This window comes from Streptomyces sp. NPDC001315, from assembly GCF_042896175.1.
Taxonomy (GTDB): domain Bacteria; phylum Actinomycetota; class Actinomycetes; order Streptomycetales; family Streptomycetaceae; genus Streptomyces.
Genome location: NZ_JBIAWZ010000002.1, coordinates 326,137 through 352,207, shown reverse-complemented (window position 1 = coordinate 352,207; position 26,071 = coordinate 326,137). Strand labels below are relative to the sequence as shown.

The 26,071-nt window shown below is 70.1% G+C and carries 27 protein-coding genes and 1 pseudogene; 12 read left to right on the top strand and 16 right to left on the bottom strand.

Annotation, left to right across the window (positions count from 1 at the left end; genetic code table 11):
- Nucleotides 1-50: 50 nt before the first annotated feature.
- Together ACFY16_RS08750 and ACFY16_RS08745 are read left to right on the top strand one after the other, a co-directional pair.
- Nucleotides 51-1,265, top strand: coding sequence for an RNA polymerase sigma factor (locus ACFY16_RS08750; protein WP_390646384.1), 1,215 nt, complete (start codon nt 51-53; stop codon nt 1,263-1,265).
- Nucleotides 1,266-1,274: 9 nt separating this feature from the next.
- Nucleotides 1,275-1,607, top strand: a complete 333-nt coding sequence (locus ACFY16_RS08745; RefSeq protein ID WP_390646383.1) for a DUF952 domain-containing protein — start codon at nt 1,275-1,277, stop codon at nt 1,605-1,607.
- 116 nt (nt 1,608-1,723) lie between these two features.
- Here the strand turns inward: ACFY16_RS08745 and ACFY16_RS08740 are convergent.
- Both ACFY16_RS08740 and ACFY16_RS08735 read right to left on the bottom strand, forming a co-directional pair.
- Nucleotides 1,724-2,128: pseudogene (locus ACFY16_RS08740) on the bottom strand (VOC family protein); the annotation flags it as partial.
- Between the two features lie 10 nt (nt 2,129-2,138).
- A complete protein-coding gene (locus tag ACFY16_RS08735; RefSeq protein ID WP_390646382.1) occupies nt 2,139-2,531 on the bottom strand; it encodes a helix-turn-helix transcriptional regulator in 393 nt (130 codons plus the stop codon).
- Between the two features lie 201 nt (nt 2,532-2,732).
- Between ACFY16_RS08735 and ACFY16_RS08730 the strand changes: the two genes are divergently transcribed.
- Nucleotides 2,733-3,485: an SCO4225 family membrane protein gene (locus ACFY16_RS08730; RefSeq protein ID WP_390646381.1), complete on the top strand. Its 753-nt coding sequence runs from the start codon at nt 2,733-2,735 to the stop codon at nt 3,483-3,485.
- Between the two features lie 201 nt (nt 3,486-3,686).
- Here the strand turns inward: ACFY16_RS08730 and sodN are convergent, their stop codons facing one another.
- Complete coding sequence (gene sodN / locus ACFY16_RS08725) at nt 3,687-4,082, bottom strand: superoxide dismutase, Ni (RefSeq protein WP_020130742.1); 396 nt, start codon at nt 4,080-4,082, stop codon at nt 3,687-3,689.
- Between the two features lie 145 nt (nt 4,083-4,227).
- Between sodN and sodX the strand changes: the two genes are divergently transcribed.
- Entirely contained in the window at nt 4,228-4,662 is a 435-nt protein-coding gene (gene sodX, locus ACFY16_RS08720; RefSeq protein ID WP_390646380.1) for a nickel-type superoxide dismutase maturation protease, read from the top strand.
- On the opposite strand, the gene ACFY16_RS08715 is transcribed toward sodX, so the two are convergent.
- Entirely contained in the window at nt 4,566-5,195 is a 630-nt protein-coding gene (locus ACFY16_RS08715; RefSeq protein WP_390646379.1) for a CGNR zinc finger domain-containing protein, read from the bottom strand. The genes sodX and ACFY16_RS08715 overlap by 97 nt on opposite strands.
- Nucleotides 5,196-5,295: 100 nt before the next feature.
- Here ACFY16_RS08715 and ACFY16_RS08710 point away from each other — a divergent pair, with 100 nt between their 5' ends.
- On the top strand, nt 5,296-6,066 hold the full coding sequence (locus ACFY16_RS08710) for a class I SAM-dependent methyltransferase (protein WP_390646378.1): 771 nt from the start codon (nt 5,296-5,298) through the stop codon (nt 6,064-6,066).
- A gap of 157 nt (nt 6,067-6,223) precedes the next feature.
- Here ACFY16_RS08710 and ACFY16_RS08705 read toward each other — a convergent pair whose 3' ends face one another.
- The 3 genes from ACFY16_RS08705 to ACFY16_RS08695 are packed head-to-tail and all read right to left on the bottom strand — an operon-like array spanning nt 6,224 to nt 8,954.
- Nucleotides 6,224-6,976, bottom strand: a complete 753-nt coding sequence (locus ACFY16_RS08705) for an amino acid ABC transporter ATP-binding protein (RefSeq protein ID WP_390646691.1) — start codon at nt 6,974-6,976, stop codon at nt 6,224-6,226.
- 47 nt (nt 6,977-7,023) lie between these two features.
- Entirely contained in the window at nt 7,024-7,959 is a 936-nt protein-coding gene (locus ACFY16_RS08700; protein WP_355505773.1) for an amino acid ABC transporter permease, read from the bottom strand.
- 35 nt (nt 7,960-7,994) lie between these two features.
- The gene (locus tag ACFY16_RS08695) at nt 7,995-8,954 is read right to left on the bottom strand and encodes an ABC transporter substrate-binding protein (RefSeq protein ID WP_390646377.1); all 960 of its coding nucleotides are present in this window, start codon (nt 8,952-8,954) and stop codon (nt 7,995-7,997) included.
- A gap of 562 nt (nt 8,955-9,516) precedes the next feature.
- Between ACFY16_RS08695 and ACFY16_RS08690 the strand changes: the two genes are divergently transcribed.
- The 4 genes from ACFY16_RS08690 (at nt 9,517) to ACFY16_RS08675 (ending at nt 12,881) form a co-directional block, all read left to right on the top strand.
- The gene (locus tag ACFY16_RS08690) at nt 9,517-10,740 is read left to right on the top strand and encodes an NADP-dependent malic enzyme (protein WP_390646376.1); all 1,224 of its coding nucleotides are present in this window, start codon (nt 9,517-9,519) and stop codon (nt 10,738-10,740) included.
- 221 nt (nt 10,741-10,961) lie between these two features.
- A complete protein-coding gene (locus ACFY16_RS08685) occupies nt 10,962-11,927 on the top strand; it encodes a zinc-binding dehydrogenase (RefSeq protein WP_390646375.1) in 966 nt (321 codons plus the stop codon).
- Between the two features lie 130 nt (nt 11,928-12,057).
- Nucleotides 12,058-12,267 (top strand): helix-turn-helix domain-containing protein, encoded by a 210-nt coding sequence (locus tag ACFY16_RS08680; RefSeq protein ID WP_351144637.1) that lies wholly within the window; start codon nt 12,058-12,060, stop codon nt 12,265-12,267.
- Nucleotides 12,267-12,881, top strand: a complete 615-nt coding sequence (locus ACFY16_RS08675; protein WP_390646374.1) for a Clp protease N-terminal domain-containing protein — start codon at nt 12,267-12,269, stop codon at nt 12,879-12,881. Before ACFY16_RS08680 ends, ACFY16_RS08675 begins: the two co-directional genes overlap by 1 nt.
- 126 nt (nt 12,882-13,007) lie before the next feature.
- On the opposite strand, the gene ACFY16_RS08670 is transcribed toward ACFY16_RS08675, so the two are convergent.
- A complete protein-coding gene (locus ACFY16_RS08670) occupies nt 13,008-14,063 on the bottom strand; it encodes a helix-turn-helix transcriptional regulator (RefSeq protein WP_390646373.1) in 1,056 nt (351 codons plus the stop codon).
- 1 nt (nt 14,064) lies between these two features.
- The gene (locus tag ACFY16_RS08665) at nt 14,065-15,015 is read right to left on the bottom strand and encodes a DUF4097 domain-containing protein (protein WP_390646372.1); all 951 of its coding nucleotides are present in this window, start codon (nt 15,013-15,015) and stop codon (nt 14,065-14,067) included.
- Nucleotides 15,016-15,198: 183 nt separating this feature from the next.
- Here ACFY16_RS08665 and ACFY16_RS08660 point away from each other — a divergent pair, with 183 nt between their 5' ends.
- Nucleotides 15,199-16,059: a hypothetical protein gene (locus ACFY16_RS08660; protein ID WP_390646371.1), complete on the top strand. Its 861-nt coding sequence runs from the start codon at nt 15,199-15,201 to the stop codon at nt 16,057-16,059.
- A gap of 104 nt (nt 16,060-16,163) precedes the next feature.
- Here ACFY16_RS08660 and ACFY16_RS08655 read toward each other — a convergent pair whose 3' ends face one another.
- The 6 genes from ACFY16_RS08655 to ACFY16_RS08630 form a co-directional block, all read right to left on the bottom strand.
- Nucleotides 16,164-16,343 (bottom strand): DUF6104 family protein, encoded by a 180-nt coding sequence (locus tag ACFY16_RS08655; RefSeq protein ID WP_003992906.1) that lies wholly within the window; start codon nt 16,341-16,343, stop codon nt 16,164-16,166.
- 133 nt (nt 16,344-16,476) lie between these two features.
- Complete coding sequence (locus ACFY16_RS08650; RefSeq protein ID WP_390646370.1) at nt 16,477-20,310, bottom strand: multifunctional oxoglutarate decarboxylase/oxoglutarate dehydrogenase thiamine pyrophosphate-binding subunit/dihydrolipoyllysine-residue succinyltransferase subunit; 3,834 nt, start codon at nt 20,308-20,310, stop codon at nt 16,477-16,479.
- A gap of 281 nt (nt 20,311-20,591) precedes the next feature.
- The gene (locus ACFY16_RS08645; RefSeq protein ID WP_390646369.1) at nt 20,592-21,701 is read right to left on the bottom strand and encodes an ATP-binding protein; all 1,110 of its coding nucleotides are present in this window, start codon (nt 21,699-21,701) and stop codon (nt 20,592-20,594) included.
- On the bottom strand, nt 21,698-22,438 hold the full coding sequence (locus ACFY16_RS08640) for a response regulator transcription factor (RefSeq protein ID WP_351144648.1): 741 nt from the start codon (nt 22,436-22,438) through the stop codon (nt 21,698-21,700). The genes ACFY16_RS08645 and ACFY16_RS08640 overlap by 4 nt, the downstream gene beginning before the upstream one ends.
- A 123-nt stretch (nt 22,439-22,561) precedes the next feature.
- Complete coding sequence (locus ACFY16_RS08635) at nt 22,562-23,239, bottom strand: spermidine synthase (protein ID WP_390646368.1); 678 nt, start codon at nt 23,237-23,239, stop codon at nt 22,562-22,564.
- 50 nt (nt 23,240-23,289) lie between these two features.
- On the bottom strand, nt 23,290-23,562 hold the full coding sequence (locus ACFY16_RS08630; RefSeq protein WP_390646367.1) for a hypothetical protein: 273 nt from the start codon (nt 23,560-23,562) through the stop codon (nt 23,290-23,292).
- A gap of 261 nt (nt 23,563-23,823) precedes the next feature.
- On the opposite strand from ACFY16_RS08630, the gene ACFY16_RS08625 reads away from it, so the two are divergent.
- A complete protein-coding gene (locus ACFY16_RS08625) occupies nt 23,824-23,976 on the top strand; it encodes a hypothetical protein (RefSeq protein ID WP_390646366.1) in 153 nt (50 codons plus the stop codon).
- 122 nt (nt 23,977-24,098) lie between these two features.
- Nucleotides 24,099-24,884, top strand: a complete 786-nt coding sequence (locus tag ACFY16_RS08620) for a rhomboid-like protein (protein WP_390646365.1) — start codon at nt 24,099-24,101, stop codon at nt 24,882-24,884.
- Nucleotides 24,885-25,083: 199 nt separating this feature from the next.
- Here ACFY16_RS08620 and ACFY16_RS08615 read toward each other — a convergent pair whose 3' ends face one another.
- Nucleotides 25,084-25,914 (bottom strand): GNAT family N-acetyltransferase, encoded by an 831-nt coding sequence (locus tag ACFY16_RS08615; RefSeq protein WP_390646364.1) that lies wholly within the window; start codon nt 25,912-25,914, stop codon nt 25,084-25,086.
- Nucleotides 25,915-26,071: the final 157 nt, after the last annotated feature.

Below are 26,071 nucleotides of genomic sequence, written 5' to 3'. Positions count from 1 at the left end.
CCCATCCTCGACGGCGCCGGGGACATCTGCCCCGACGATTGACACCCCCGATGCGCCGGCCGACCGAGATCGAGGACCTGCTGCGCCTGCACGCGCCGCAGGTCCTCGGCGCGCTGGTCAGGCGGTACGGTCACTTCGACGCCGCCGAGGACGCCGTACAGGAGGCGCTGCTCGCGGCGGTGAGGCAGTGGCCGACGAGGGGAGTGCCCGACAATCCGCGCGACTGGCTGATCAAGGTTGCTTCGCGGCGACTGACCGACGCGTTGCGCAGCGAGGAGGCCCGGCGGGCGCGCGAGGAGAGGCCGGCCGCACTCACCCCGCCGGACGCGTACATCTCCACGGACCCGGCCCCGCACGAGGACGACACCCTCACCCTCCTCTTCCTGTGCTGCCATTCCGACCTGACCTCGCCGGCCCGGATCGCGCTCACCCTGCGCGCGGTCGGCGGTCTGACGACCGCGGAGATCGCCCGCGCGTATCTGGTCCCCGAGGCGACGATGGCGCAGCGCATCACCCGGGCCAAGCAGACGGTGCAGAGCGTGCGCTTCGGGCGCCCGGACAACTGGGTGGACCGCCTGCCCGCCGTCCTGCACACCCTCTACCTGATCTTCAACGAGGGCTATACGGCGACGTCGGGCGCGAGCCTGCAGCGGCGCGACCTGGCCGCCGAGGCCATCCGGCTGACCCGCGCCGTCCACCGGCTGCTCCCCGACGACGGCGAGGTGGCCGGCCTGCTCGCTCTGATGCTGCTCACCGACGCCCGCCGCGACGCGCGCACCGGCCCGCACGGCGAGCTGATCCCCCTCGACGAACAGGACCGGGACCGCTGGGACAGGGCCGCGATCGAGGAGGGCGTCGCCCTGGTCACCCACGCGCTCGCACAGAGTCGCGCGGGCCCCTACCGACTGCGCGCCGCCATCGCCGCCGTGCACGACGAGGCGCCCTCGCCGGAGAGGACCGACTGGCGGGAGATCCTCGGCCTCTACGACGTCCTCGTCCGCCTCGTTCCCGGCCCCGTCGAACGCCTCAACCGGGCCGTGGCCGTCGCCATGGTCCACGGCCCGGAGGCGGGACTCGCGGAACTGGACGGTCTGGAGGCCGAGTTGAGTGCCGGCCACCGCCTGGACGCGGTCCGCGGCCACCTTCTGGAACGCGCGGGCCGGCCCGAAGCCGCCCGCGTCGCCTATGAGGCCGCCGCGGCCCGCACCCTGAGTCTCCCGGAACGACGCTATTTGCGGACGCGTGCGGCCCGGATCAGGCGCTAGCGTGACCCCATGCCCGAACACCCGTACATCCTGCACATCACCGAACGCCCTTTGTGGGACGCGGCCCGCGAAACGGGCACGTACGAGATGTCGACCCGCGGCCGCACCCTCGCCGAGGAGGGCTTCATCCACTGCTCGACCCGCGCTCAGCTCCGGCCCGTGGCGAACTTCCTGTACGGCTCCGAGGACGCCCCCGACGATCTGGTGGTCCTGGTCGTGGACCCCGCCCGGCTCGGCGTCCCGGTGAAGTACGAGGCACCGGAGCCCGGCGGCGAGGAGTTCCCGCACGTGTACGGGCCCATCCCGGTGGACGCCGTGGTGGACGTGGAGGTGTGGGAGTAACGGGAGCGGGTGGCCGGCGCCGTCGGTTACGGCGCTGGGTCGTCGTGACGTGGGCGGTGACCGTGGCCGTCGGGGGCGGAGTCACCCTGTGGCTCCAGGACGCCGCCGCCCTGCGGCCGCTCGAAGAACCGCAGCAGATTCCCCGCCGGATCCCGGAACGCGCAGTCGCGCACCCCGTACGGCTGGTCCATCGGCTCCTGGAGCAACTCGACGCCGGCCTCCCGCACGCGCTCGCAGAGGGCGTCGCAGTCGGCGGTGGCGAAGATGACCCCACGCAGCAGGCCTTTGGCCAGCAGCCGGGCCAGCGCCTCCTTGTCGGCGGGGGAGGCGTCCGGGTTCGCGTCCGGCGGCTCCAGCACGATCTCCACGCCCGGCTGGAGCGGCGAGCCGACGGTCACCCACCGCATGCCCTCGAAGCCGACGTCGTTGTGGACTTCCAGGCCCAGGACGTCCCGGTAGAAGGCGAGCGCCTTGTCGTGGTCGTCGACGGCGATGAAGCACTGCGCGAGTTTCAGGTCCATGGTCTCGAACCTACTTTCGCCTGGGTCGGGTGAAGGTGCGCGCCACGCACGGCGGGATCGCCGCGCCGGCCTCGTGCGAGCGGGCCCGGTACGCGCTCGGTGTCTCGCCGACCAACTCCGTGAACCGGGAGCTGAAGGATCCCAGCGACGTACAGCCGACCGCGAGGCACACCTCGGTGACGGTGAGGTCGCCGCGGCGCAGCAGGGCCTTCGCGCGTTCGACGCGGCGGGTCATGAGGTAGCCGTACGGCGTCTCGCCGTACGCCTCCCGGAAGCTGCGCTGGAAGTGGCCCGCGGACATCAGCGCGGTGCGGGCGAGCGCGGAGATGTCGAGCGGCTCGGCGTACTCGCGGTCCATGCGGTCACGCGCCTGCCGCAGCCGTACCAGATCCTCAAGGGCCATCGCATCAGCATGGCACGGCGGGCCCGTGCCGCACCGGCGGACCCCGCCGGCGACGGTGGGTGTGGTCGCCGCGCCGACGGTGAGCTGTGCGAACACTTCCTGAAGCTCCCATGCAGGGATGAGTACTTGTACTCATCCCTGAGCGCGCCCCTCGGTTCACCGTGGAGACCACGAGCCCGGACCGACCCGAAGGAACCCCAGATGCCGAACGCCTCCCGCCCGCGCCGCCTCCCGCGCCTGCGCCGGCTCCTTGCGCTTGCCACGGACAACTGGCTCGCCCGGGGCTATCTGGCTGTCTTCGCCGCCTCCGTCCTGGTCATGCTCCTCCTCCCGGACAGCGGCCTCGCCGCGAGTCCTCTGATGCTCACGGCACCGCTCTCCTTCCTGAGTGTGGTCCTCCCCTTCGGTCCCGGCACCGAGGGGGGCGGGGCCGCCGAGGTGTCGGCCATCGGCTTCTGGGCCGTCTGGCTCCTGCTGTGCGCGCTCGTGAACGCCGCCGTGCTCGGCGCCCTCGCCGAGGGGTCACCGACCGCCGCATCGCCCGGCGCGCGTGAGCCCCTCCGGCATGTCTCGGACGCCTCCGAACGGAACGGAACGGAGACGGCACGTTCCGCGCGCCCCCGCCTGCGAAGGACTCGGGCCCTGTTGGCGCCCGCGGTGGACAACTGGCTCGCGCGTGGGTATCTCACCGTGGTCGCGGCGGCGGTGGGGTTCTTCCTGTACGCCGTGTACGTGTCGCCGGATCCGGGGTTCGCCGGGATCTGGCCGCTCATGGCCACGGCGCCGTTCAGCATCCTCGCGTTCCTGGTCGCGGCACCCACGGAATCCCCGCTCGCCTGGCTGAACCCGTTGATCTTCTCTGCCGGTGTGGCCCTGTCCGGGCTGTTCAACGCCGCGCTGCTCGGCCGGCTCGCCCGCAGGCTGCGGGTGCGGGAAGCGCGCCCGGCCGCTTGAAGGGGCGCCGGACCGGGCCACCGGGTCCCGATCGCCTCCACGAACAGCGCGCGGGACAAGGCCGAACTCAACGGTTGAACCGGCGAACAAAACCGCACCCGGTCCGCCTCGGACGCCGAGCATGGCGTCCTGGGCGGACCGGGTGCGGTCAGGGAGACGCTGCAATCAAGGAGGTTGCAGGTCAAAGGGTCTGATGCGCGATCAGGCCTTCTTGGTCTCCCAGAAGATCTTGTCGATCTCGGCGATGAGCTCGAGAGCCTTCTCGCCGGTCTTCGGGTCCGTCGAGGCCTTGGCGGCCGACAGGGCCTTCAGGGTGTCGTTGACCAGCTGGTGCAGCTGCGGGTACTTCTCGAAGTGCGGGGGCTTGAAGTAGTCGCTCCACAGCACGGACACGTGGTGCTTCGCGAGCTCGGCGCGCTGCTCCTTGATGACCGTGGCGCGAGCCTGGAAGTGCGGGTCGTCGTTGGCGGCCATCTTCTCCTGGACAGCCTTCACCGACTCCGCCTCAATGCGGGCCTGGGCCGGGTCGTACACGCCGCAGGGCAGGTCGCAGTGCGCGCTGACCTTGACCTTGGGGGCAAACAGGCGGGAAAGCATGGAGCATTCCTTCCTCGTGATCGTCTTCTCAGGTGGGACATTACTCCCTGAGGGACGGGTTTTCGCGAGTGCCCCCTTGGGCTTAGGACAAAAGTCGGGGGTCACACTGAGACTGGTGGAGGATGAACCGGGGAGGTGCCGGGTGATGCCGGAGCTGTCGCAGGAGACCGAGCGCGGGCGGGCGGGCCAGCCCTTCGGGGTGGCCGAGGTGACCGGGCCGTCGATGGTGCCGACGCTGTATCACGGGGACGTGCTGGTGGTGCAGCACCGGGGGCGGATCGGGCCCGGTGACATCGTCGTCCTGCGCCATCCGCTCCAGCAGGACCTGTTGATCGTCAAGCGTGCCACGGAGCGGCGCGAGGGCGGCTGGTGGGTGCTCGCGGACAACTCGTTCGCCGGCAACGACAGCAACGACTACGGCGTGGTGCCCGACGAGCTGATCCTGGGCAAGGTCCGGCTGCGGTTCCGGCCGCGCACGCCGGATCAGCGTTCGCCGCTCGCGCTGCTGCGCTGGGCGCTGTCGGCCGCCAGGCCCGTCTTCTCCGACCGGTCGGCCTCCAGGCGCTTGCGGGCGCGATAGGCGGCCACGTTGGCGCGGGTCGCGCAGCGGTCGGAGCAGTAGCGCCGGGAACGGTTGGTCGAGGTGTCCAGGTAGGCGTTGCGGCAGGGGGCCGCCTCGCACAGGCCGAGGCGGTCGACGCCGTACTCCGTGAGGTGGAACGCCAGGCCCATGGCCGCGATCGCGGCGTAGCCCGCCGTCGCGTTGGACGGGTGGTCCGCCAGGTGCATGTGCCACAGCGGGCGGCCGTCCTCGTCCCGGAAGTCGTGCCCGGAGATCTGCGGGCTCACCGGGAACTCCAGGAGCAGGGAGTTCAGCAGGTCCACGGCGAGGGTCTCGTCACCCGTGTCCGCCGCCTCGAAGACCGCGCGCAGCCGGCCCCGCACCGAACGGAAACGCGTGACGTCGGCGTCGGTGGCGCGGCGGCCCGCCGACTGGTTGACACCGAAGAGGCCGCGAACGGCCTCGACCGAGGTCAGCGAGTCCGTGCCCCGGGCCGGTTCCTCGCTGTTGACGAGACGGACGGCGTAGTCCGAGTAATAGGCCAGTTCCACTTGTAGTCCTTACGGGGGCACTCTATGGTCGTGAGTGCGGTCGGGTAACAGACGGACGTGCTTTCAGGGTATTACTTTGACGTGCGCGGTGGAGGGTGCGATGACGGACACGACCACGACCACGACGGGTGCTGACTGGCACGCCTGGCAGGAGAGCTGGGACCGGCAGCAGGAGTGGTACATGCCCGACCGCGAGGAACGCTTCCGGATCATGCTCGACATGGTCGAGGCGCTCGTCGGCACCACCCCGCGCGTGCTCGACCTCGCCTGCGGCACGGGCAGTATCAGCGGGCGGCTGCTCGCCCGCCTCCCCGGGGCCACCAGCACCGGCGTCGACCTCGATCCCGCGCTTCTCACCATCGCCGAGGGCACCTTCGCGGGCGACGAGCGGGTCTCCTTCCTCACGGCCGACCTCAAGGACCCGGACTGGCCGGCGCGGCTGCCGTACGACTCGTACGACGCCGTACTGACCGCCACCGCCCTCCACTGGCTGCACAGCGAACCCCTCGCGGCCCTCTACGGTCAGGTCGCGGAGCTCGTCCGCGACGGCGGTGTCTTCATGAACGCGGACCACATGATCGACGAGACGACGCCCAGGATCAACGCGGCCGAGCGGGCCCAGCGGCATGCCCACATGGATCAGGCCAAGACGAACGGCGCCCTCGACTGGACGCAATGGTGGCAGCTGGCCGCCCAGGACCCCGTCCTCGCCGCGCCCACCGCCCGCCGCTTCGAGATCTACGGCGAGCACGCCGACGGCGACATGCCGTCCGCCGCCTGGCACGCACGCGTGCTGCGCGAGCAGGGCTTCGGCGAGGCCCGCCCGGTGTGGTGCTCGCCCTCGGACACCCTGCTGCTCGCCCTCAAGTAGGACACCGGCGGCCGGCCACGGCCGCTTTCCGCCGGGGGACGCCGGAGCCACCCCACGTGGCTCACTCCCGAGCACCGGAGAGCTCGCCGCCGTTGCGGCGCATGAGCAAGGGGCGGTACGAGGATCCCGTACCGCCCCTTTGTGCGCTTCCGTCGTGCTACAGCACCTTGGACAGGAACGCCTGCGTCCGCTCGTGCTGCGGGTTCGACAGCACCTCGCGCGGGTTGCCGGACTCGACCACCACACCGCCGTCCATGAAGACCAGCGAGTCGCCCACCTCGCGGGCGAAGCCCATCTCGTGCGTGACGACGACCATCGTCATGCCGGACTCGGCGAGGTCGCGCATGACGTCGAGGACGTCGCCGACCAGCTCCGGGTCGAGGGCCGAGGTCGGCTCGTCGAAGAGCATCAGCTTCGGGTCCATGGCGAGGGCCCGGGCGATGGCGACGCGCTGCTGCTGGCCGCCGGAGAGCTGCGAGGGGTAGTTCTTCGCCTTGTCGGCCAGGCCCACGCGCTCCAGGAGCTGGCCCGCGCGTTCCCGCGCCTGGGCCTTGCTGACGCCCTTGACCTGGACCGGCGCCTCCATGACGTTCTCGAGCGCCGTCATGTGCGGGAACAGGTTGAAGCGCTGGAAGACCATGCCGATGTCGCGGCGCTTCATCGCGACCTCGCGGTCGCGCAGCTCGTACAGCTTGTCGCCGTGCTGCCGGTAGCCGACCAGCTCACCGTCGACGTACAGGCGACCGGCGTTGATCTTCTCCAGGTGGTTGATGCACCTGAGGAACGTGGACTTGCCGGAGCCGGAGGGGCCGATGAGGCAGAAGACCTCGCCGGACTTCACCTCCAGGTCGATGCCCTTGAGGACCTCGACGAGGCCGAAGGACTTGTGGACGCCCTCGGCCTTGACCATCGTCGTGCCGGAGTCGGTCTTCGCGAGCGGGGAGTTCACCTTCTCGGTCATGCCGTGACCTTCCTGCTCGAGAAGGACGTCAGGTTGGCTTTGACCTTCTGCCACGGCGTGGGCGGCAGCTGACGGCTGGAGCCGCGGGCGTAGTACCGCTCGACGTAGTACTGGCCCACGCTCAGGACCGAGGTCATGACCAGGTACCAGGCGGCAGCCAGGAACAGCATCTCCACCGGGGCACCGGAGGTCTGGCCGATGTCCTGGGCATAGCGCAGGAGTTCGTAGTACTGCACGGCCGACACGAGGGAGGTCGTCTTCAGCATGTTGATGACCTCGTTGCCCGTGGGCGGCACGATCACGCGCATCGCCTGCGGGATGACGATCCTGCGCAGCGTCTTGCCGTGGCTCATGCCCAGGGCGTGCGAGGCCTCGGTCTGGCCCTCGTCGACGGAGAGCAGACCGGCGCGGCAGATCTCCGCCATGTAGGCGGCCTCGTTCAGGCCCAGGCCCAGCAGCGCCGTCAGGAACGGCGTCATGAAGCTGGACCAGTAGTCCTTGTAGATCGGTCCGAGGTTGATGTACTCGAAGACCAGGCCCAGGTTGAACCAGACGTACAGCTGGACGAGGACCGGCGTGCCGCGGAAGAACCAGATGTAGAACCAGGCGATGGACGACGTCACGGGGTTCTTCGACAGGCGCATCACCGCGAGCAGGATGCCGCCGGCGATACCGATCACCATCGAGAGCACCGTCAGCAGCAGCGTCTGGCCGACGCCCTTGATGATGCGGTGGTCGAAGAAGTACTCCGGTACGGCGTTCCAGTTGATCTTGCCCTGGCCGAACGCGTAGATGATCGAGACCAGGATCCCGATGGCGATGACGGCCGAGAGATAGCGACCGTAGTGCCGTACGGGGATGGCCTTGATGGCCTCCGGCCCGGCCGGAGGGGTGTCCTCCGGCCCGGCCGTCTTGTCGATGTCAACAGTCACGGGTGTTGCCTTTCAGTGCCCGCTCGGGTCCGCGGTCACTTGCCGCCGTTGATCGTGGCCTGCTTGACGGAGCCGGCCTCGACGCCCCACTTCGAGATGACCTTGTCGTACTCACCGTTCTTGATGATGGCGTCCAGCGCGGCCTGGATGGCGTCGCGGAGCTGGGTGTTCGACTTGGCGATCGCGATGCCGTACGGCGCCGCCTCGACCTGCTCGCCGACGATCTCGAAGTCCTTGCCGCCGCCCGAGGTCTTCACCGCGTACGCGGCCACCGGGAAGTCCGAGGAACCGGCGTCGGCGCCGCCGGCGCGCAGCCGGGTCTGAGCCTGCTGGTCGTTGTCGTACGACTCGATGGCGATCTTCTTGCCACCCGTGCACTTCGCGGACTCTGACTTGGCCAGGTCCTCCGAGACCGTGCCGCGCTGCACCGCGATCTTCTTGCCGCAGAGGTCGGCCCAGCTCTTGATGTTCTGGGTCTTGCCCTTGGGGGTGTAGATCGAGACACCGGCGGTGAAGTAGTCCACGAAGTCGACGCCCTCGCCGACCTTCTTGCCGGTGTCGGAGTCGACGCCCTCCTGGCGGTCCTTGGTGTCGGTCATCGCGGACATGGCGATGTCGTACCGCTTGGAGCGCAGACCCGTGATCAGGGTGTCGAAGGTGCCGTTCTGGAACTCGAACTTCACACCGAGCTGCTTGCCCAGGGCGTCCGCGAGGTCGGGGTCGATACCGACCGTGTTGCCGGAGCTGTCCTTGAACTCGACGGGCGCGTACGCGATGTCCGAGCCGACCTTGATGACGCCCGCGTCACGGATCGACTGGGGGAGCTTGTCGGCCAGCGGGGCCGAGCTGGTGCTCGCGGACGAGCCGCTCGAGTTCTTGTCCTTGGTCTGGTCACCGCAACCGGTGAGGATCAGGGCGCCAGCGACCGCGATCGCACCGACCGCTGCTAGCCGGGAGTGCGCGGCGGTCGTACGACGGGTGGAGCTTGCGGTCATGGTGGGTTCCTCCGGCGGATGGATGGAGTTGCCGATGGGTCGACGAGAACACACACCTTCGGGTGTCGCGACCTCGTGTGATTAGGGCATCCTGCCATTTGGACTCAGTCATTCAGGTGACTCACTATGTCAAAATCGGATAACGGGCTACCCCCGAACCGCACCAGTCCGGTACATCACGACCGGACCTTCTGCGGGAATCTCACCTTCCGGCCGGAAGTTCTTCGGTGCGTCTCATGATGCGAGCGGTGCCGGGCTCGGGTGTTATGGGTACTTGATGCTCCGGCGGGCTCTTGTCCAGGACTTGTCCCCATATTCGGCCATGAGTCATCTCACTGGATCGTGGCCGCATGTGACCTTCGCGTTATGGACTCGTCCTCGACGACGTCCGTCCGGTAAGAAGGTTCTTTACACCCCTCATCCGGGGCTCAGGGCGCGTGTGCGGCGCGCCCGCCGCGTATGTGCCCGTACGCATCACCTGTCTGGGCCGTGCGCGATGCCCGCCCACCCCTCACCAGGAGTGGCCACCCTCAAACCATGAACACTTAAGGGGTAAGACAAAGTGGCAGCGGAGATCGTCAATCCTCGCAGCGAGAACAGTACGGACCAGGAGGGTGGTGCGGAGCCCCTCGATTCCTTCGACCCCGCGTTCGCCCTGCACCGCGGCGGCAAGATGGCCGTGCAGGCCACCGTGCCGGTCCGGGACAAGGACGACCTGTCCCTCGCGTACACCCCCGGCGTCGCGCGCGTGTGCACCGCGATCGCGGAACAGCCGGAACTGGTCCACGACTACACGTGGAAGTCGTCCGTGGTCGCCGTCGTGACGGACGGTACGGCCGTGCTCGGACTCGGGGACATCGGTCCCGAGGCCTCCCTCCCGGTGATGGAGGGCAAGGCGATCCTCTTCAAGCAGTTCGGCGGCGTCGACGCGGTTCCGATCGCCCTGGCCTGCACGGACGTGGACGAGATCATCGAGACCGTGGTGCGCCTCGCGCCGTCGTTCGGCGGAGTGAACCTCGAGGACATCTCGGCGCCCCGGTGCTTCGAGATCGAGCGCAGGCTCCAGGAGCGCCTCGACATCCCGGTCTTCCACGACGACCAGCACGGCACGGCCGTCGTGACGCTGGCGGCGCTGCGGAACGCGGCGCGGCTGAGCGGTCGGGCGGTCGGGGACCTGCGGGCGGTCATCTCGGGCGCGGGGGCGGCAGGTGTCGCCATCGCGAAGATGCTGGTCGAGGCGGGCATCGGAGACGTCGCGGTCACGGACCGCAAGGGCGTCGTCTCCCGGGACCGCGAGGACCTGACGTCGGTCAAGCGCGAGCTGGCCGAGTTCACCAACAAGGCCGGGATCTCCGGGTCGCTGGAGGCGGCTCTGGAGGGTGCCGACGTCTTCATCGGCGTCTCCGGCGGTACGGTCCCGGAGGAGGCCGTGGCCTCGATGGCGGAGGGCGCCTTCGTCTTCGCCATGGCCAACCCGAACCCCGAGGTGCACCCCGACGTGGCGCACAAGTACGCGGCGGTCGTCGCCACCGGGCGCTCGGACTTCCCGAACCAGATCAACAACGTGCTGGCGTTCCCGGGCATCTTCGCGGGTGCGCTCCAGGTGCGCGCCTCCCGGATCACCGAGGGCATGAAGATCGCGGCGGCCGAGGCGCTGGCGGCGGTCGTCGGGGACGACCTCGCTCCCGACTACGTCATCCCGTCGCCGTTCGACGAGCGGGTCGCCCCCGCGGTGACTGCCGCTGTCGCTGCGGCGGCGCGGGCGGAGGGCGTGGCGCGCCGCTAGGGCGTGGCTCGTCGCCAGGTCCTGGCTCGTCTCCAGGTCCTGGCTTCTCGCCCAGGTCGGCTGATATGGCCCCGCCCGTTCGGGCGGGGCCATGTCGTTACCCGTTCGGGTGGTTTTCGGACAGCTCCACGCAGCATGCGCGGATGCGCCGTGCGCAAGAGGGCGTGTGTCACAAGGCCCCGCGGTTCCCCCCGCCGCTCCCGGAACCTATCGTCGGCTTCATGTTCGCTGCCTACGCCGCCCGAATCGACCGTGACCAGCCGCTCTCCGGCCTGGAGTTGGGGGAGCGCCCGGCGCCCGAGGCCCGCTCCGGCTGGAGCGTCGTCAACGTCAGGGCCGCCTCCCTCAACCACCACGACCTCTGGTCCCTGCGAGGCGTCGGTCTGTCCGAGGACAAGCTGCCCATGATCCTCGGCTGCGACGCCGCCGGCGTCGACGAGGACGGCAACGAGGTCGTCCTGCACTCCGTGATCGGACAGACCGGCCACGGTGTCGGCCCCAAGGAGCCTCGGTCCATCCTCACCGAGCGCTACCAGGGCACCTTCGCCGAGCAGGTCGCCGTACCCACCTGGAACGTCCTGCCCAAGCCCAAGGAGCTCTCCTTCGAGGAGGCCGCCTGTCTGCCCACGGCCTGGCTGACGGCGTACCGCATGCTCTTCACGAACGCGGGCGTGCGCCCCGGTGACTCGGTGCTCGTCCAGGGCGCGGGCGGCGGTGTCGCCACCGCGGCCATCGTGCTGGGGAAGGCGGCCGGGCTGCGCGTCTTCGCGACCAGCCGGGACGAGGCCAAGCGGAAGCGGGCCCTGGAGCTCGGCGCCGTGGAGGCGCTGGAGTCGGGGGCGCGGCTGCCGCAGCGGGTGGACGCCGTGATCGAGACCGTGGGTGCCGCCACCTGGTCGCACTCGGTGAAGTCCCTGCGGCCCGGCGGGACGCTCGTCATCTCCGGTGCGACGAGCGGCGACCGGCCCTCTCATGCGGAGCTGACCCGGATCTTCTTCCTCGAGCTGAAGGTCGTCGGCTCCACGATGGGCACCAAGGACGAACTCGAGGATCTGCTCTCCTTCTGCGCCGCCACGGGTGTGCGCCCTGTCATCGACGAGGTGCTCCCGCTCGACCGGGCCCGGGAGGGCTTCGAACGGCTGGAGTCGGGTGACCAGTTCGGCAAGATCGTGCTGACCAACTCCTGATCTCCTGACAGCTCGCTGTTCCACGGCCGGCCCGGCTTCCGGGCCGGCCGTTTGTGTGCCAACCACGCCAACCAAGCCCACCGTGTCAACCCTGGTTGACAACCCCTTGATGTCAACGTAAGTTGACATCATGACCGAAGCAACGGATCTCGCCCAGCGTGCCGGCGATCGCGATCCGCGGATCGGACTGCGCGCCGTCGCAGCGCTGCGCAGGCTGCTGGAGCAGCTGGAGGCGGTGCAGGTGCGCAGTGCGCGCAATCAGGGCTGGTCGTGGCAGGAGATCGCCGCGGAACTCGGAGTCAGCAGGCAGGCCGTGCACAAGAAGTACGGGAGGCAGTGATGTTCGAACGCTTCACCAAGGACGCCCGCGAGGTGGTGCTGGGGGCGGTGGCGCATGCGGATCGGGCGGGTGCGGAGCGGGTCGAGGAGACCCACGTACTGCTCGCCCTTCTCGATCGCGAGGGCAGTCGCGGGTCGTTCGCGCTGGCGTCGCTCGGGTTGCCGCCGGGGGGCCGGGAGGGCGTCGTACGGGAGTTGGCCGAGGCCCGCCGCCGTGGCGGGCTGTCCCGCGCCGACGCGGACGCTCTGTCCGGGCTGGGGATCGACCTTACGGAGATCGTCTCGCGGATCGAAGAGGCGCACGGGGAGGGGGTGCTGGCGGACGGGGGGCAGGGTGGGTCTCCGGGGCGGCGGTCCGGGCGGCGGCCGTTCGCTCGTGGGGCACGGGAACTGCTCGCCGAGTCGCTGCGCGTCACCCTGGGCCACCGCGACCGCCGCATCGGCGACGAGCATCTGCTGCTCGCCCTCACGGCCCGCCCCGGCGTGCCCGCGGAGGTCCTCGCCGGCCACGGAGTGACGTACGAGTCCCTCAAGCGGGTGCTGTACGGCACCGACACGGGCACCGACAGGGGCGTCGACCCGGGAACCGGCTCCGGCGAGCCGAAAGCCGGCTGAGGTGAGGCGGGCTGTGGCGGAGGTCGGTTGAGCTGGAGGCGGGCTGTGGCGGAGGTCGGTTGAGGTGGAGGTCGGCTGAGGCGGACGCCGGTTGAGGCCGAGCGCCGGGTCGGCGCTGGCCTCCTCTCACGCCTTCGGTGTGCGCAGTATCGCTCCGATGTGCGCCGCCGCTGTCGACAGGTGGCTGCGGGTGTCGCGGAGTTGGTCGGGGCTGACACCGTGGTCGCGGGCCGCGTCGCGGATGTCGTCCCGGAAGCGGTCGAGCAGGCGGTCCAGATCGCGGGCCGGGTCGCCGGTGAGGTCCTCGTGGGCCCAGGCGGGCTCGAAGTCGGCAGGGAAGTCCTCCGGGGTTCGCGTGTACTCCGGCTGGGGAGCCGCCGCCTTCTCGGAACCTGCGCGACCGAAGCCGAAGTCCTTGCCGAACTCCTTCCCGAAGTCCTTCCCGAACTCGCCGAACTCCTTGGCGAGTTCGGTCAGGCCCTCCCGTACACCCGTAGGCCAGTCGCCCCGTGCGAAGTGGTCCTGCACCTGCTCCTGGACCCGTCGGGAGATGCGCTGCAACTCCTCCTGCGCCTGGGTCCGGGCCCGGTCCTGCGCCTCCTTGGCCTGGCGCCGGGCTCGCTGGGCCTCCTCGCGGGCCCGGCGGCTCTCGTCCTTGGCGCGCCGGGCCTGTTCCTTCCACTCCTGCTTGACGCGCCGCATCTCCTCCTTGGCGGCGCGCCACGCCTCCTTGTCCCCGAAGTCCCCGTAGTCTCCGTGCTCTTCGTATTCACCGGGCTTCGTCGGGGTGCCCTGCCGGGCCTCGGAGGCTGCCGCCCGCATCTCGCGCCGCAGGTCGCCCGCCGCGCCGCGGACATCGGCCCGGATCTCGGCGGCGAGCTCCGCGACCGACTCCCGGATCTCCAGCTCCAGGTCCGCCAGTTCACCGCTGCGGTCGGCCAGTTCGGCGCGGCCCGCGTCCGTGATGGCGTACACCTTGCGGCCGCCCTCGGTGGTGTGCGTGACCAGGCCCTCGGCCTCCAGCTTGGCCAGCCGGGGGTAGACCGTGCCTGCCGACGGGGCGTACAGCCCCTGGAAGCGTTCCTCGAGGAGGCGGATCACCTCGTAGCCGTGGCGCGGGGCCTCGTCCAGCAGCTTCAGCAGGTAGAGACGCAGGCGGCCATGGGCGAAGACGGGAGGCATGTCAGAGCACCTTCTTGTCGGTCGTGTCGTCGGCCGGGTCGCTGGTGGGGCCGGAAACGGAATTGTCTCCCGAGGCGGTCGCCGGGCCGTCGGCCGAAGGCGCCGTCGGCCCCGTCTCCGTCCCCGCCTCCCACGGCTCGTCCTCCGCCGGTGGCCGCCGCAGCAGGGCGATGGAACCGGAGACCGTCGTCGCCTTCAGCCTGCCGTTGCCCGCGCCGAGTCGGCCGGTGATTCGCTTGGCGCCCCACTGGCCGCTGACCCGGAGGTCCTCGAAGGCGTTGGAGACCCTGCCGCTCGCGGTGTTCGCCTCCACCTCAGCGTCCGCCGGATGGGGCAGCCGGATGGCGATCTCACCCGAGACGCTGGTCAGGCTGATCTCGGTGGGGCTGCTGGTCGGATCGACATCGACGATCATCGAACCGCTCACCGAGTCGGCCTTGACGGAGGACCCCGCGGCCTCGACCACGGTCAGATCGCCCGAGACGGAGTTGAAGCGCAGGTCCCCGGTGAGAGCCTGGGCCTCCACGTTCCCCGACACGGTGTCCGCGCGGACCGGGCCCGCGAGGCCCACGAGCGTCGTGTCACCGGTGACCCCCTTCACCTCGGCATGCCCGTCGATTCCGGACACCACGGCCGCGGCACCGACGACACCCACCTCGACGCGCGTCTGAGCCGGCACCGCCAGGGAGACGACGGCGCTGCGCCGCCAGCCCTTGCGGTCGAGCCACTTCAGGAAGCCCTTCCAGGGCAGGTCGTCGTACGCCACCGTCAGCGTGCCGCCCTGTTGGGTCACCACCAGAGGCGGCCCCTCGACCTCGGACACCTCCAGACGGGCGGAACCTTCGTCCGTCCCCACGACGTTCACCGTTCCGTTGACGATGCGCACGTGCAGCTCGCTGACAGGCTCGTCGAAGGTGAGCTTCCTCGGCTCTGCGACGGACCACTCGGACATGATGCGGACCTCCAGGACGGGACACGAACGACACGACACAGTCGGGTGGCACAGCAATCGTGAGAAGACACGCCATATCGCGTCTTCCATGAAACACGATATATCGCGGAGGTCGAAAGTCAAGGCACCCGTTCCGGCGATCACCAATGACTCAAAGTCGACGGATTGTCCTAGCGTGTGATCATGTCGATGGAAGAGTTCCGGGCGGGCCCCCGGCCTGGCCGCGCCGCCCCTGGCGCCCTGCTGCTCTGCCGGGCGGACCCCGCTTCCGTCGCCCCCGCCGCCCACCTGCTGCGCGACCGCATGCTGCTCGCCGGGGCCGGCGGGGAGTGGAGCGTCCTCGTCCCGCAGGGCAAGCCGTGGCAGCACGGCGGTGAACCGGTCGACGGCGTCGTCACCGGCTGGGCCACCGCCCTCGCCCTCGGCGCCCCCTGGCCTGTACTGGCGCTGTGGTGGGACGCCGACCGGGCCGGCTGCACCCTCGCGTCCGGCTTCCGCCGCCCCGTCGGTTACATCTGGCTCGTGGGCGGCACCCCGGTCGGCGAGGAGGAGGCCATGCGCGCCCTCGCCGCCCGCCTGGGCCTCGACCCGGTCCTCGACATGCAGTACGTGGACGCCCTGACGCGACCCGACTCCGCGGCCGACGCCCGGGCCCGGCTGCGCGCGCTGCTGGCGGTCCTCGCGCGCGTGGGAGTCGCTCTGCCGGCCGGTCTCACACCCGGCGAACCCGCCGACCGTCTCCGCGAGGTCGCCCGGGGCCTCCCCGACGCCCGGCAGATCGCGTGGCCGGACTGGCGCGAGACGCTCCGCGCGGAACTCGGCACGGTGGGAAACAGGGTCATGAGCAGCCCCCTGGGTCCCTGGCTCCCCGGGTCCGCCAGCCCCAAGGCGCGCGTCCTCGCCGTCGCCCAGATAACGGCAGGCCTCCCGCTCACGGCCTGGGGCCTGCGGCGCCGCAGCGGCGGCTGGGTGGTGGCGGGGTTGCTGCTCCTGGGCCACGGGGCGCTGGGGCTGCTGTACGACGTGGGCAGACCACGCGACTGACGGCCATCACGAACCGACAGCCATCACCAACCGACAGCCATGAAAAAGAGGGCGCTGAAAAGGCGCCCTCATGGAAACAGCCACGAACGACCTACTGGAACGACCTACTCGTCGTCCTCGTCGTCCAGCCGAGCCAGCCACGTCGCCAGCCGCTCCACCGGAACCTCGAAGTCCGGGTTGAGGTCGACGAACGTACGCAGCTGCTCGGCGAGCCACTCGAAGGTGACTTCCTCCTCGCCGCGCCGCTTTTCAAGCTCCTCGATGCCGCGGTCGGTGAAGTACACGAATGCTCCGCAAAGAAGTGGGTGTCAACGAACCCTTCCAGGCTATCCCGCCTGGTGAGGGAACGAACGGGGCCCTGTCCCGAGCCGTGGGGCTCGGGACAGGGCCCCGAAGAAGCGAGCGGAGCTCAGAGGCTTACGCCTCGAACACCTCGCGCACCAGCTGCTCCTGCTCGGCCTGGTGACGCTTGGCGGAACCCACCGCCGGGGACGAGCTGTGCGGGCGCGAGATGCGGCGCAGACGCTCGCCGTGCGGGACGTCCGCGCCGACGGCCAGGTCCAGGTGGTCGATCAGGTTCAGGGCGATGAACGGCCATGCACCCTGGTTGGCCGGCTCCTCCTGGGCCCAGAGGTACTTCTCCGCGTTCGGGTACTTGGCGATCTCGGCCTGGAGCTCGGCACCCGGCAGCGGGTACAGACGCTCGAGGCGGATGATCGCCGTCTCGGCGGCCGCGGCGTCCGACGCGCCGCGCTTCTGACGCTCGGCCTCCAGGTCGTAGTAGACCTTGCCGGCGCAGAAGACGACCTTCTTCACGGCGGCCGGGTCGGCCTTCGCGTCGCCGATGACCGGGCGGAACTGGCCGCTCGTGAACTCCTCCGCCTTCGACGCCGCGGCCTTCAGACGCAGCATCGACTTCGGGGTGAAGACGACCAGCGGCTTGTGGTGCGGGTTGTGCACCTGCCACCGCAGGAGGTGGAAGTAGTTCGACGGGAGCGTGGGCATCGCGACCGTCATGTTGTTCTGGGCGCACAGCTGGAGGAAGCGCTCGACGCGGGCCGAGGAGTGGTCCGGGCCCTGGCCCTCGTAGCCGTGGGGGAGGAGCAGCGTGACCCCGCTGGTCTGGCCCCACTTCTGCTCCGACGACGAGATGTACTCGTCGACGATCGTCTGGGCACCGTTGACGAAGTCGCCGAACTGGGCCTCCCACATCACGAGCGCGTCGGGGCGGGCCAGCGAGTAGCCGTACTCGAAGCCCATCGCCGCGTACTCGGAGAGGAGGGAGTTGTAGACGTTCAGGCGGGCCTGGTCCTCGGAGAGGTACAGCAGCGGCGTGAAGTCCTCGCCCGTCGCGCGGTCGATGATCACTGCGTGGCGCTGGCCGAACGTACCGCGCTGCGAGTCCTGGCCGGCCAGGCGGACCGGGACGCCCTCGAGGAGGAGGGAGCCGACGGCGAGGGTCTCGCCCATGCCCCAGTCGATCGTGCCGTCCTCGACCATGGCCGCCCGGCGCTGCAGCTGCGGCAGCAGGCGCGGGTGGACGGTGACGTGATCGGGGATGTTGACCTGGGACTCGGCGATCCGCTTGACGACCTCCGTGGACACCGCGGTGTTCACGGCGACCGGGAACTCGGCCTGCGGGTCGGACGGCGCGGCGGCGGTCGGCTGGGAGGTGGCCTCGCGGACCTCCGTGAAGACCTTCTCCAGCTGGCCCTGGTAGTCCTGGAGCGCCTGCTCGGCCTCTTCCAGGGTGATGTCGCCGCGACCGATGAGGGACTCGGTGTAGAGCTTGCGCACCGAGCGCTTCTTGTCGATCAGGTCGTACATCAGCGGCTGGGTGAAGGCCGGGTTGTCCGACTCGTTGTGACCGCGGCGGCGGTAGCACAGGAGGTCGATCACGACGTCCTTGTTGAACGCCTGGCGGAACTCGAAGGCCAGCCGCGCGACGCGGACCACGGCCTCCGGGTCGTCGCCGTTCACGTGGAAGATCGGGGCCTCGATCATGCGGGCCACGTCCGTCGCGTACATGGAGGAACGCGAGGACTCGGGGGCCGCGGTGAAGCCGACCTGGTTGTTGATGACGATGTGGACCGTGCCGCCGGTGCGGTAGCCGCGCAGCTGCGACATGTTCAGGGTCTCGGCCACCACGCCCTGGCCCGCGAAGGCCGCGTCGCCGTGGATCGCCACCGGCAGGACGGTGAAGTCCGTGCCGCCCTTGTTGATGATGTCCTGCTTGGCGCGGGCGATGCCCTCGATGACCGGGTCGACCGTCTCCAGGTGGGACGGGTTGGCGGCCAGCGAGACCTTGATCTGCTCGCCGTCCAGGCCGGTGAAGGTGCCTTCGGCGCCCAGGTGGTACTTCACGTCGCCGGAGCCGTGCATCGACTTCGGGTCGAGGTTGCCCTCGAACTCGCGGAAGATCTGCGCGTACGACTTGCCGACGATGTTCGCCAGGACGTTCAGCCGACCGCGGTGGGCCATGCCGATGACGACCTCGTCGAGGCGGGACTCCGCCGCGCTGTCGAGGACCGCGTCCAGCAGCGGGATGACGGACTCGCCGCCCTCCAGGGAGAAGCGCTTCTGGCCGACGTACTTCGTCTGCAGGAAGGTCTCGAAGGCCTCCGCCGCGTTCAGGCGGCGCAGGATGCGCAGCTGCTCCTCGCGCTCCGGCTTGGAGTGCGGGCGCTCCACGCGGTCCTGGATCCACTTGCGCTGCTTCGGGTCCTGGATGTGCATGAACTCGATGCCGGTGGTGCGGCAGTACGAGTCGCGCAGCACGCCGAGGATGTCGCGCAGCTTCATCAGGGACTTGCCCGAGAAGCCGCCGACCGCGAACTCGCGCTCCAGGTCCCACAGGGTGAGCCCGTGCTCGGTGATGTCCAGGTCGGGGTGCTTGCGCTGGCGGTACTCCAGCGGGTCGGTGTCGGCCATGACGTGGCCGCGGACCCGGTAGGAGTGGATCAGCTCGAAGACGCGGGCGGCCTTGGTGACGTCGTCGTCGTGGCTGGCGTCGATGTCCTTGAACCAGCGGACCGGCTCGTAGGGGATGCGCAGCGCCTCGAAGATGTCGTCGTAGAAGCCGTTCTCGCCGAGGAGGAAGTTCGCGACGACGCGGAGGAACTCGCCCGAGGCCGCGCCCTGGATCACCCGGTGGTCGTAGGTCGACGTGAGCGTCATGACCTTCGAGATGCCGAGCTTGTTCAGGGTGTCCTGGGAGGTGCCCTGGAACTCCGCCGGGTAGTCCATGGAGCCGACGCCCATGATGACCGACTGGCCGGGCATCAGACGCGGGACCGAGTGGACGGTGCCGAGGCCGCCGGGGTTGGTCAGGGAGACCGTCACGCCGGTGAAGTCGTCCATCGTCAGCTTGCCGTCGCGGGCGCGGCGGACGATGTCCTCGTAGGCCTGCCAGAACTCGAAGAAGTTCAGCGTCTCGGCCTTCTTGATGCCGGCGACGACGAGCTGGCGGTCGCCGTTGGGCTTCACCAGGTCGATGGCCAGGCCGAAGTTGACGTGCGGCGGCTTGACGAGGGTGGGCTTCCCGTCCTTCTCCGCGAAGTGCCAGTTCATCGACGGCATGGCCTTGATGGCCTGCACCATCGCGAAGCCGATCAGGTGCGTGAAGGAGATCTTCCCGCCCCGGGCGCGCTTCAGGTGGTTGTTGATGACGATGCGGTTGTCGAACAGCAGCTTCACCGGGACCGCGCGCACGGACGTGGCCGTGGGCAGCTCCAGGGAGGCGTTCATGTTCTTGGCGACCGCGGCGGCGGGGCCGCGCAGCGTCACGAACTCGGGACCCTCCGGAGCCTGGGCGGCCGGCTCGGCCTTCGCCTGGGCGGCCGGAGCCGCGGCGGCGGGCTTCGCGGCAGCCGGAGCCGGAACCGCGGCCGGAGCGGCGGCAGGCGCCGGAGCGGCGGCCGCGGGCTTCGCGGGAGCAGCCGGGGCCGGCGCGGGAGCGGCCGGAGCGGGAGCGGCAGCGGGCTTCGCGACAGCGGCCGGGGCCGGGGCGGTGGCCCCTGCGGCCCCCGCGGCCGCAGTGGCCGCCGGAGCCGGGGAGGTAGCCGCCCCCGGCTTGTAGTCGGCGAAGAAGTCCCACCAGGCGCGGTCTACCGAATTCGGGTCCTGGAGGTACTGCTGATAGATCTCGTCGACGAGCCACTCATTGGGGCCGAACGCCGCAGCGGGGTTCTTGCCCGCTTGGTCTGCGTCGGTCGAGATGCTCGATGCGTTACTGGGGGACTGTGGCGACACGGCGGCAACCGCCCTCTTCCGCTTCACAAGGTGATGGACAGCGGAAATAAAGGCTACGCCCCCATGACCGTGAAGGTCAGGTCGGGCCGGTTGATCGTCGCGCAAGTCACACTGGAAAGCGTGTTTCGGGGGCGGAAATGGCGGGAAACAAGCGTGGTTCCGCTACGAAACGGGTGCGCAGATGGAGGCCCTGCACGTCGATGACGTGGGCCTGTGCCTGATCACACGTGTCCGTCAGCGCGGACGCTCGTGGATCTTGTGGCTCCGGTTCGAACTTTACGTCAACTTGGCATGGACGACGGCCCCGGAAGAGTGACGATGATCCTGCATCCACGGTCGGATTCGGCCACACCGATCCGGCCGCCGTGCAGATCCACCGCCCACCGGGCGATCGCCAGGCCCAGCCCCGTACCGCCGTCGCTGCCCGGCCCGTGCGGCCGGTTGACGGCTCCCCGGTTGAACCGCTCGAAGACGCGGTGCCACTCCGACCTGGGAATGCCGGGCCCCTCGTCCAGGACCTCCAGCTCCAGCGACTCCGGCAGCGTCCCGCGCCGCGCCCTGACCGTCACGCGGCCGTGCGGCGGGCTGTGCTTGACCGCGTTGTCGATGAGGTTGGCGACGACCTGGTGGATGCGCTCGGGGTCCGCGTTCGCGGTCAGTTCCGGCGGGGACACGTCCAGGTGCAGATGGACGTCCGTACGGGTGTGGCTGCCGGAGCCCGAGGCGATGCCCGCGCGCGCGGAGGCGACCATGTTGGCCTCCTTCAGCACCCCGGACAGGTACGGCCACACCTCGAAACGTCTCAGGCGCAGCGGTACGACACCGTTGTCGAGCCGGGACAGGTCCAGCAGCGTCTCCACCAGCCGCCCGAGCCGCTCCGTCTGCTTCAGAGCGGTCCGCATCGTCTCGGTGTCCGCCACCGCGATCCCGTCCACGACGTTCTCCAGCACCGCGCGCAGGCCCGCGATGGGCGTGCGCAGCTCGTGCGAGACGTTGGCCACCAGCTCCTTGCGCTGGCGATCCTGCGCCTCCAGCTCGTCGGCCATCACATTGATCGTCTGCGCCAGGTCGCCGAGCTCGTCCCAGCGGTTCTCGCGCACCCGTCGGGTGTAGTCGCCCTGCGAGATGGACCGGGCGACCGTGTTCATCTCGTCCAGCGGCGCGGTGAGCGAGTGCGCCACGAACTGCGTGATGAGCAGTGTGGCGATCATCGAGAAGACCGTGATGAAGCGGAGCTCCGTCTTGGTGTGCACCGCGATCATCGACAGCCCGGTGGTGATCAGCACCGAGATGACGACCAGCGCACCCAGCTTCGTCTTGATCGAGAACGGGCGTACGCCGCCCCAGGGCTCCCCGGGGCTCCTCCGTGCGGCCGACCGCCCGTCGCTCATGGCGTCGGGGTCTCCAGCGCGTAGCCCACACCGTGCACGGTGCGGATCCGCTCGGCGCCGATCTTCCGCCGCAGCGCCTTGATGTGGCTGTCGACGGTACGGGTGCCGGAGGCGTCCGCCCAGTCCCACACCTCCGCCAGCAGCTGCTCCCGGGAGAGCACCGCGCGCGGGGTGTTCGCCAGGCACACCAGCAGGTCGAACTCGGTGGGCGTCAGGTGGACGTCCTCGCTGCGGACCCGCACCCGGCGCTGCGCGTGGTCGATCTCCAGCTCGCCGAGGCGCAGGATGCCGCTGCGCGGCGTCGAGGCGGCCACGACGGCACGCTCGACCCGGCGCAGCAGCACGTGCACGCGCGCTGCCAGTTCGCGCATCGAGAACGGCTTGGTCATGTAGTCGTCGGCGCCGACGCCGAGCCCGACCAGCATGTCGGTCTCGTCGTCACGCGCGGTCAGCATCAGCACCGGCACCGGCCGCTGGGCCTGCACGCGCCGGCAGACCTCCAGACCGTCGAAGCCGGGCAGCATGATGTCGAGGATCAGCAGATCGGGCTGCCATGCCTCGGCGGTGTCGACGGCCGCCGGACCGTCGCCCGCGGTTTGCACGAGGAATCCCTCGGCGCGCAGTCGGGCCGCGATGGCGTCGACGATCGTCGGGTCGTCCTCGACCACCAGGACCCGCCGCTGAGCGCCCGGAGTCGCTGTCGCCGTGCCGTTGTGGGAGGTGTGTGTCTGCTCCATCGCCCGCCCCTGAGTGTGCTTTCCGGAACCAGTGGGGTGATTCCTTGGTCTGCGCATGCTTGCGATTGACGCTTGAATGATCTGCGTCAGGGAAGCAGCGTACGGGGAGTCACCACGGCTTTGCTATCCAGGTCGGACGGCGAGGTGGACGACGTCCGGAACGCCCCGGGCAACGGGGATCTCTTCGGTACGCACCCGCTTGAACCCGGCATTCCACAAGGTTCCCTCGAATTCCGGAGACGGCTGCGCCGACCACACCGCGAGCACCCCGCCCGGCCTCAACACCCTTGCGCAGCTTGCCAGTCCGGCCGGCGAGTACAGCCCATCGTTGCCCTCGGTGACCGTCCAGTCCGGCCCGTTGTCGATGTCGAGGCACAGCGCGTCGAAAGTGGCGGATGTCTCATTGACGTACTCGACCAGGTCCGCTTCGACGATCTTGGTGCGCGGGTCGGCGAGTGCCTCGCGGGACAACGCGGACAGGGGGCCTTCCCGGTGCCAGTCGATGACGGCGCGCTCGCGCTCCACGACCGTGATCGGTCCCCAGCGGTCGTTCGCCGCGGTGTGTGCGAGCGAGAAGCCGACGCCCAGGCCGCCGATCAGCACGGCCGGCTCGGAGCGGTCGTCGAGGGCGCCGAGCGCCGCGTCGACGAGCAGCCGCTCCGAGCGGCCGTCCGAGGTGTCCATCAGGAAGCAGCCGTTGGCGATGATCTGCAACAACTCGCCGTGGCGGCGCAGCACGACCTCGCCGTGCGGGCCCTCACGACGGTCCAGGACTTCGGGGATGTCGTATGACGTGGGCATCCATCCATCCTGGCACTTCGCTGACGGATCGTTGACGGAATTACCCCTGATTACTCCTGCTCCGCCGACCCGGCTCGGTGCAGGTCGACGCCGCGGCCGTACGGGAAGAGCGGATCCTCCGTGTCGTTGGGCACGTCGGGGCGGGACGCCGCCACCGAGGCCGTCGACCGCGGCAGTTCGAACGGCAGCCGTCCCTCGGCCCGGGCCCGGCCGAAGGCGACGTCGAGCAGGGCCGCGTCCGAGGCGCCGTGGTCGGCCACCAGGACCGCCGTTCGCTCGGTGATCTCGGGGAGTACGGCGGGCCGTTCGAGGTTGACGCACACCAGTGCGGGAACGGTCCGGAGCAGCCGAAGGATCTCCTTGAGCTCGTCCCCGAGGAAGGCGAGCGAACCGGCGTGGAAGAACGACTCGAAGGTGCCGGGCCGCTGCTCGTACGGGGTGTTCAGCGTCCTCGCCGCCGAGGCCGGAGACCGGGGACGCCCGGCCCCCGCGTACTGCGCCCGGCGCTACCGCGCGCTCGTGGAACACATGTCCGGGTCGCCGCGACACGCCGTGACAGCGGGGAGTCGAAGGCCGGCACGGGCGTGGCCGGGGTGGCCGAGGAGAGGGACGGCCTCCGGATCCAGTGGGTCCTCGATCCCGGCGGCTTCGACATCGCCGACCGCTTCCGCGTGTGCGCCGACCGTCTGCTGCGCTCGATCACCACGCAAGGGACCGGACTGCTCGCGGACGCGTGAGAAGTGCCGGATGCGAAAACAGCCTCAGAGGTTGCTGTGAATCGGCTCTCGCGCGGCGCCGGTCATGGACAGTGACCCCGTGTCACACGAAGGGTGGGGCAAAACGGAAGGAGCGCCTCGCCGTGGAACGGACTGCGACCGCCGGCTCGACGGCAGCCCCGGACGCCCCCCTTCCGGATGCCACCGGCCTGCTGGACGGGATGCCCCGACAGCGCACACCGGTCCGGGCGGCCGCAGGGTTCCCTGGGGCGGCGCGCGCCCACCCCTGTCCTCGGATCCGCCCCTGGCGCCTGTTCCCCACCCCCGCGGGAACGCCGTTCACCTTCGTCTTCACGGCCGTTCTGGCCGTCACCGCACTCATCACGACCTACGCCGACCCCACCCTGGTGCACGCCCTGCACCAGGGCTCCAGCACCGACGTGGCACACCTCCTGCGCACCCCTGCGCTGGTCCTGTCGGCGAGCGCCCTGTGGATCGCGGGCGGGATCACCTCGCCGTACGCGATCTGCTTCCTGTTCGTCCTCACCGCCCTGGAACGGCGGATGGGCGGCCTGCGCACGGCCGGTGTCTTCCTGCTCGGGCACGTACTGGCCACCCTCGCCACCGAGGTCCCGGTGGGGCTGGCCGTACTGGCCGGCCACCTCCCCGACAGTTCCCTGCACCGCCTCGACTACGGCATCAGCTTCGGCGTCGCCACCAGCGTCGGCGCCCTGGCCGGCCTGCTCACCCCATGGCTGCGCTGGCCGCTGCTCGCGGTGTTCGGCGGGATGCTGGTGGAGGACCTGATCGAGTTCACGGACCCGATGACGAACTGGGGGCATCTGATGTCCCTGGCGATCGGCATCGCCACGTGGCCGGTGACGCGTCGCTGGTACCGGAGCCGCGCCGCCGGCCTCACACCGGCCTGAGCCCTCCGTCGGCGTGCGTCGCGCGGACGGCCACGGGAACGGGGGGATGTGGAGACGGGCGCGCCAGGGATCTGGTGGACGAGGAGTCGCCGCTGTCGCCGATGCCGGGCATGGCCGGCATCGGCGCGTTCCGCGTCCACGGCGTGTTCGGCCCGGCGGTGCCGCCCCCGGGCACGGCAGCGCACGGCCTGCTGCTCGCCTACCTCGGCCGGTCGCTGTCCTGGCTCTGCTGGCCGGTGTCCTGGCGGTCGTCGGCCGGTGACCACACGTACGGAGTCGTCGTGGTCACCGCCCGGAAGCCCAGCCGTCGAAGGATGGGCGCGCTGTCGTCGGAGGCGTCCACGTGCAGGTAGGGGACACCGCGGGCGGCGGCCAGTTCGGCGCGGGCGGCCACCAGGGCGCGGTAGATGCCCTTGCCGCGCCACTCGGCGAGCGTCGAGCCGCCCGTCAGCGCGGCGAACTCGGTGCCCGGGCGGAAGCCCAGCCAGGCCGCGGAGACCACCTCGCTCTCCGCCTCCGCGACGAGGACCGCGATCTCGTCAGGGGTGCGCGCGACGCGCCCGATGAGGTCGTCGGCGATCCCGCTCAGGTCCAGGCCCCAGATGGCCGTCTCCAGGGCCGCTATACGGTGCATGTCGGCATCGGCGGTGACCTGGCGCAACGTGACACCGTCCGGCAACGCGGGCGTTTCGACGGCCAGTTCCGCCACGGGAGCGACGAGCACCGTCTCCTGCGCCTCGGGCTCGAAGCCCGCCGCGCGCAGCCGGTCCGTGAGGTCGGCCGGGGCGTCGTGCCCGCGGACCTTCCACTCCACGGCCTTCCCGCGCGCCGCGAAGAAGTCCCGCTGCCGGACGATCAGTTCGTCGAGCTCCCGACCGCGCAGGCCGACGTCACGCGGGCCGGTGACGAAGCCTCGGAAACCGAGGTCCATACGGAGCAGCGGGCCGTCGTACTCGTGCGCGACTCCGGGGGGCGGGGTGCGGCGCATCTGGGCGTCGTAGGCGTCGAGGAGGGTCTGCGTGTCAATCATGGGGAAACGGTACGGGCCGTACGAGGCGGGGATGTGCCCTTCCGTATGACCGCAGGGGATCGGATTGCGGCAGGGCGACCGGGCATCACCCGACCCCGCAGCGGTGATCGCTCAGAGCGAACGGCGGCCGGGGAACAATCAAAGGCCCCCGTGCATT

Excerpts from the sequence above, each read along its gene's own strand:
- ACFY16_RS08635 (WP_390646368.1), bottom strand. The coding sequence starts at position 23,239 with ATGCCCACGTCATACGACATCCCCGAAGTCCTGGACCGTCGTGAGGGC.
- ACFY16_RS08670 (WP_390646373.1), bottom strand. The coding sequence starts at position 14,063 with ATGCCTCCCGTCTTCGCCCATGGCCGCCTGCGTCTCTACCTGCTGAAG.
- ACFY16_RS08750 (WP_390646384.1), top strand. The coding sequence starts at position 51 with ATGCGCCGGCCGACCGAGATCGAGGACCTGCTGCGCCTGCACGCGCCG.
- ACFY16_RS08685 (WP_390646375.1), top strand. The coding sequence starts at position 10,962 with ATGTTCGCTGCCTACGCCGCCCGAATCGACCGTGACCAGCCGCTCTCC.
- ACFY16_RS08660 (WP_390646371.1), top strand. The coding sequence starts at position 15,199 with ATGTCGATGGAAGAGTTCCGGGCGGGCCCCCGGCCTGGCCGCGCCGCC.
- ACFY16_RS08640 (WP_351144648.1), bottom strand. The coding sequence starts at position 22,438 with ATGGAGCAGACACACACCTCCCACAACGGCACGGCGACAGCGACTCCG.
- ACFY16_RS08745 (WP_390646383.1), top strand. The coding sequence starts at position 1,275 with ATGCCCGAACACCCGTACATCCTGCACATCACCGAACGCCCTTTGTGG.
- ACFY16_RS08705 (WP_390646691.1), bottom strand. The coding sequence starts at position 6,976 with ATGGTCAAGGCCGAGGGCGTCCACAAGTCCTTCGGCCTCGTCGAGGTC.
- ACFY16_RS08710 (WP_390646378.1), top strand. The coding sequence starts at position 5,296 with ATGACGGACACGACCACGACCACGACGGGTGCTGACTGGCACGCCTGG.
- ACFY16_RS08665 (WP_390646372.1), bottom strand. The coding sequence starts at position 15,015 with ATGTCCGAGTGGTCCGTCGCAGAGCCGAGGAAGCTCACCTTCGACGAG.
- ACFY16_RS08735 (WP_390646382.1), bottom strand. The coding sequence starts at position 2,531 with ATGGCCCTTGAGGATCTGGTACGGCTGCGGCAGGCGCGTGACCGCATG.
- sodN (WP_020130742.1), bottom strand. The coding sequence starts at position 4,082 with ATGCTTTCCCGCCTGTTTGCCCCCAAGGTCAAGGTCAGCGCGCACTGC.
- ACFY16_RS08675 (WP_390646374.1), top strand. The coding sequence starts at position 12,267 with ATGTTCGAACGCTTCACCAAGGACGCCCGCGAGGTGGTGCTGGGGGCG.
- ACFY16_RS08730 (WP_390646381.1), top strand. The coding sequence starts at position 2,733 with ATGCCGAACGCCTCCCGCCCGCGCCGCCTCCCGCGCCTGCGCCGGCTC.
- sodX (WP_390646380.1), top strand. The coding sequence starts at position 4,228 with ATGCCGGAGCTGTCGCAGGAGACCGAGCGCGGGCGGGCGGGCCAGCCC.
- ACFY16_RS08615 (WP_390646364.1), bottom strand. The coding sequence starts at position 25,914 with ATGATTGACACGCAGACCCTCCTCGACGCCTACGACGCCCAGATGCGC.
- ACFY16_RS08680 (WP_351144637.1), top strand. The coding sequence starts at position 12,058 with ATGACCGAAGCAACGGATCTCGCCCAGCGTGCCGGCGATCGCGATCCG.
- ACFY16_RS08645 (WP_390646369.1), bottom strand. The coding sequence starts at position 21,701 with ATGAGCGACGGGCGGTCGGCCGCACGGAGGAGCCCCGGGGAGCCCTGG.
- ACFY16_RS08695 (WP_390646377.1), bottom strand. The coding sequence starts at position 8,954 with ATGACCGCAAGCTCCACCCGTCGTACGACCGCCGCGCACTCCCGGCTA.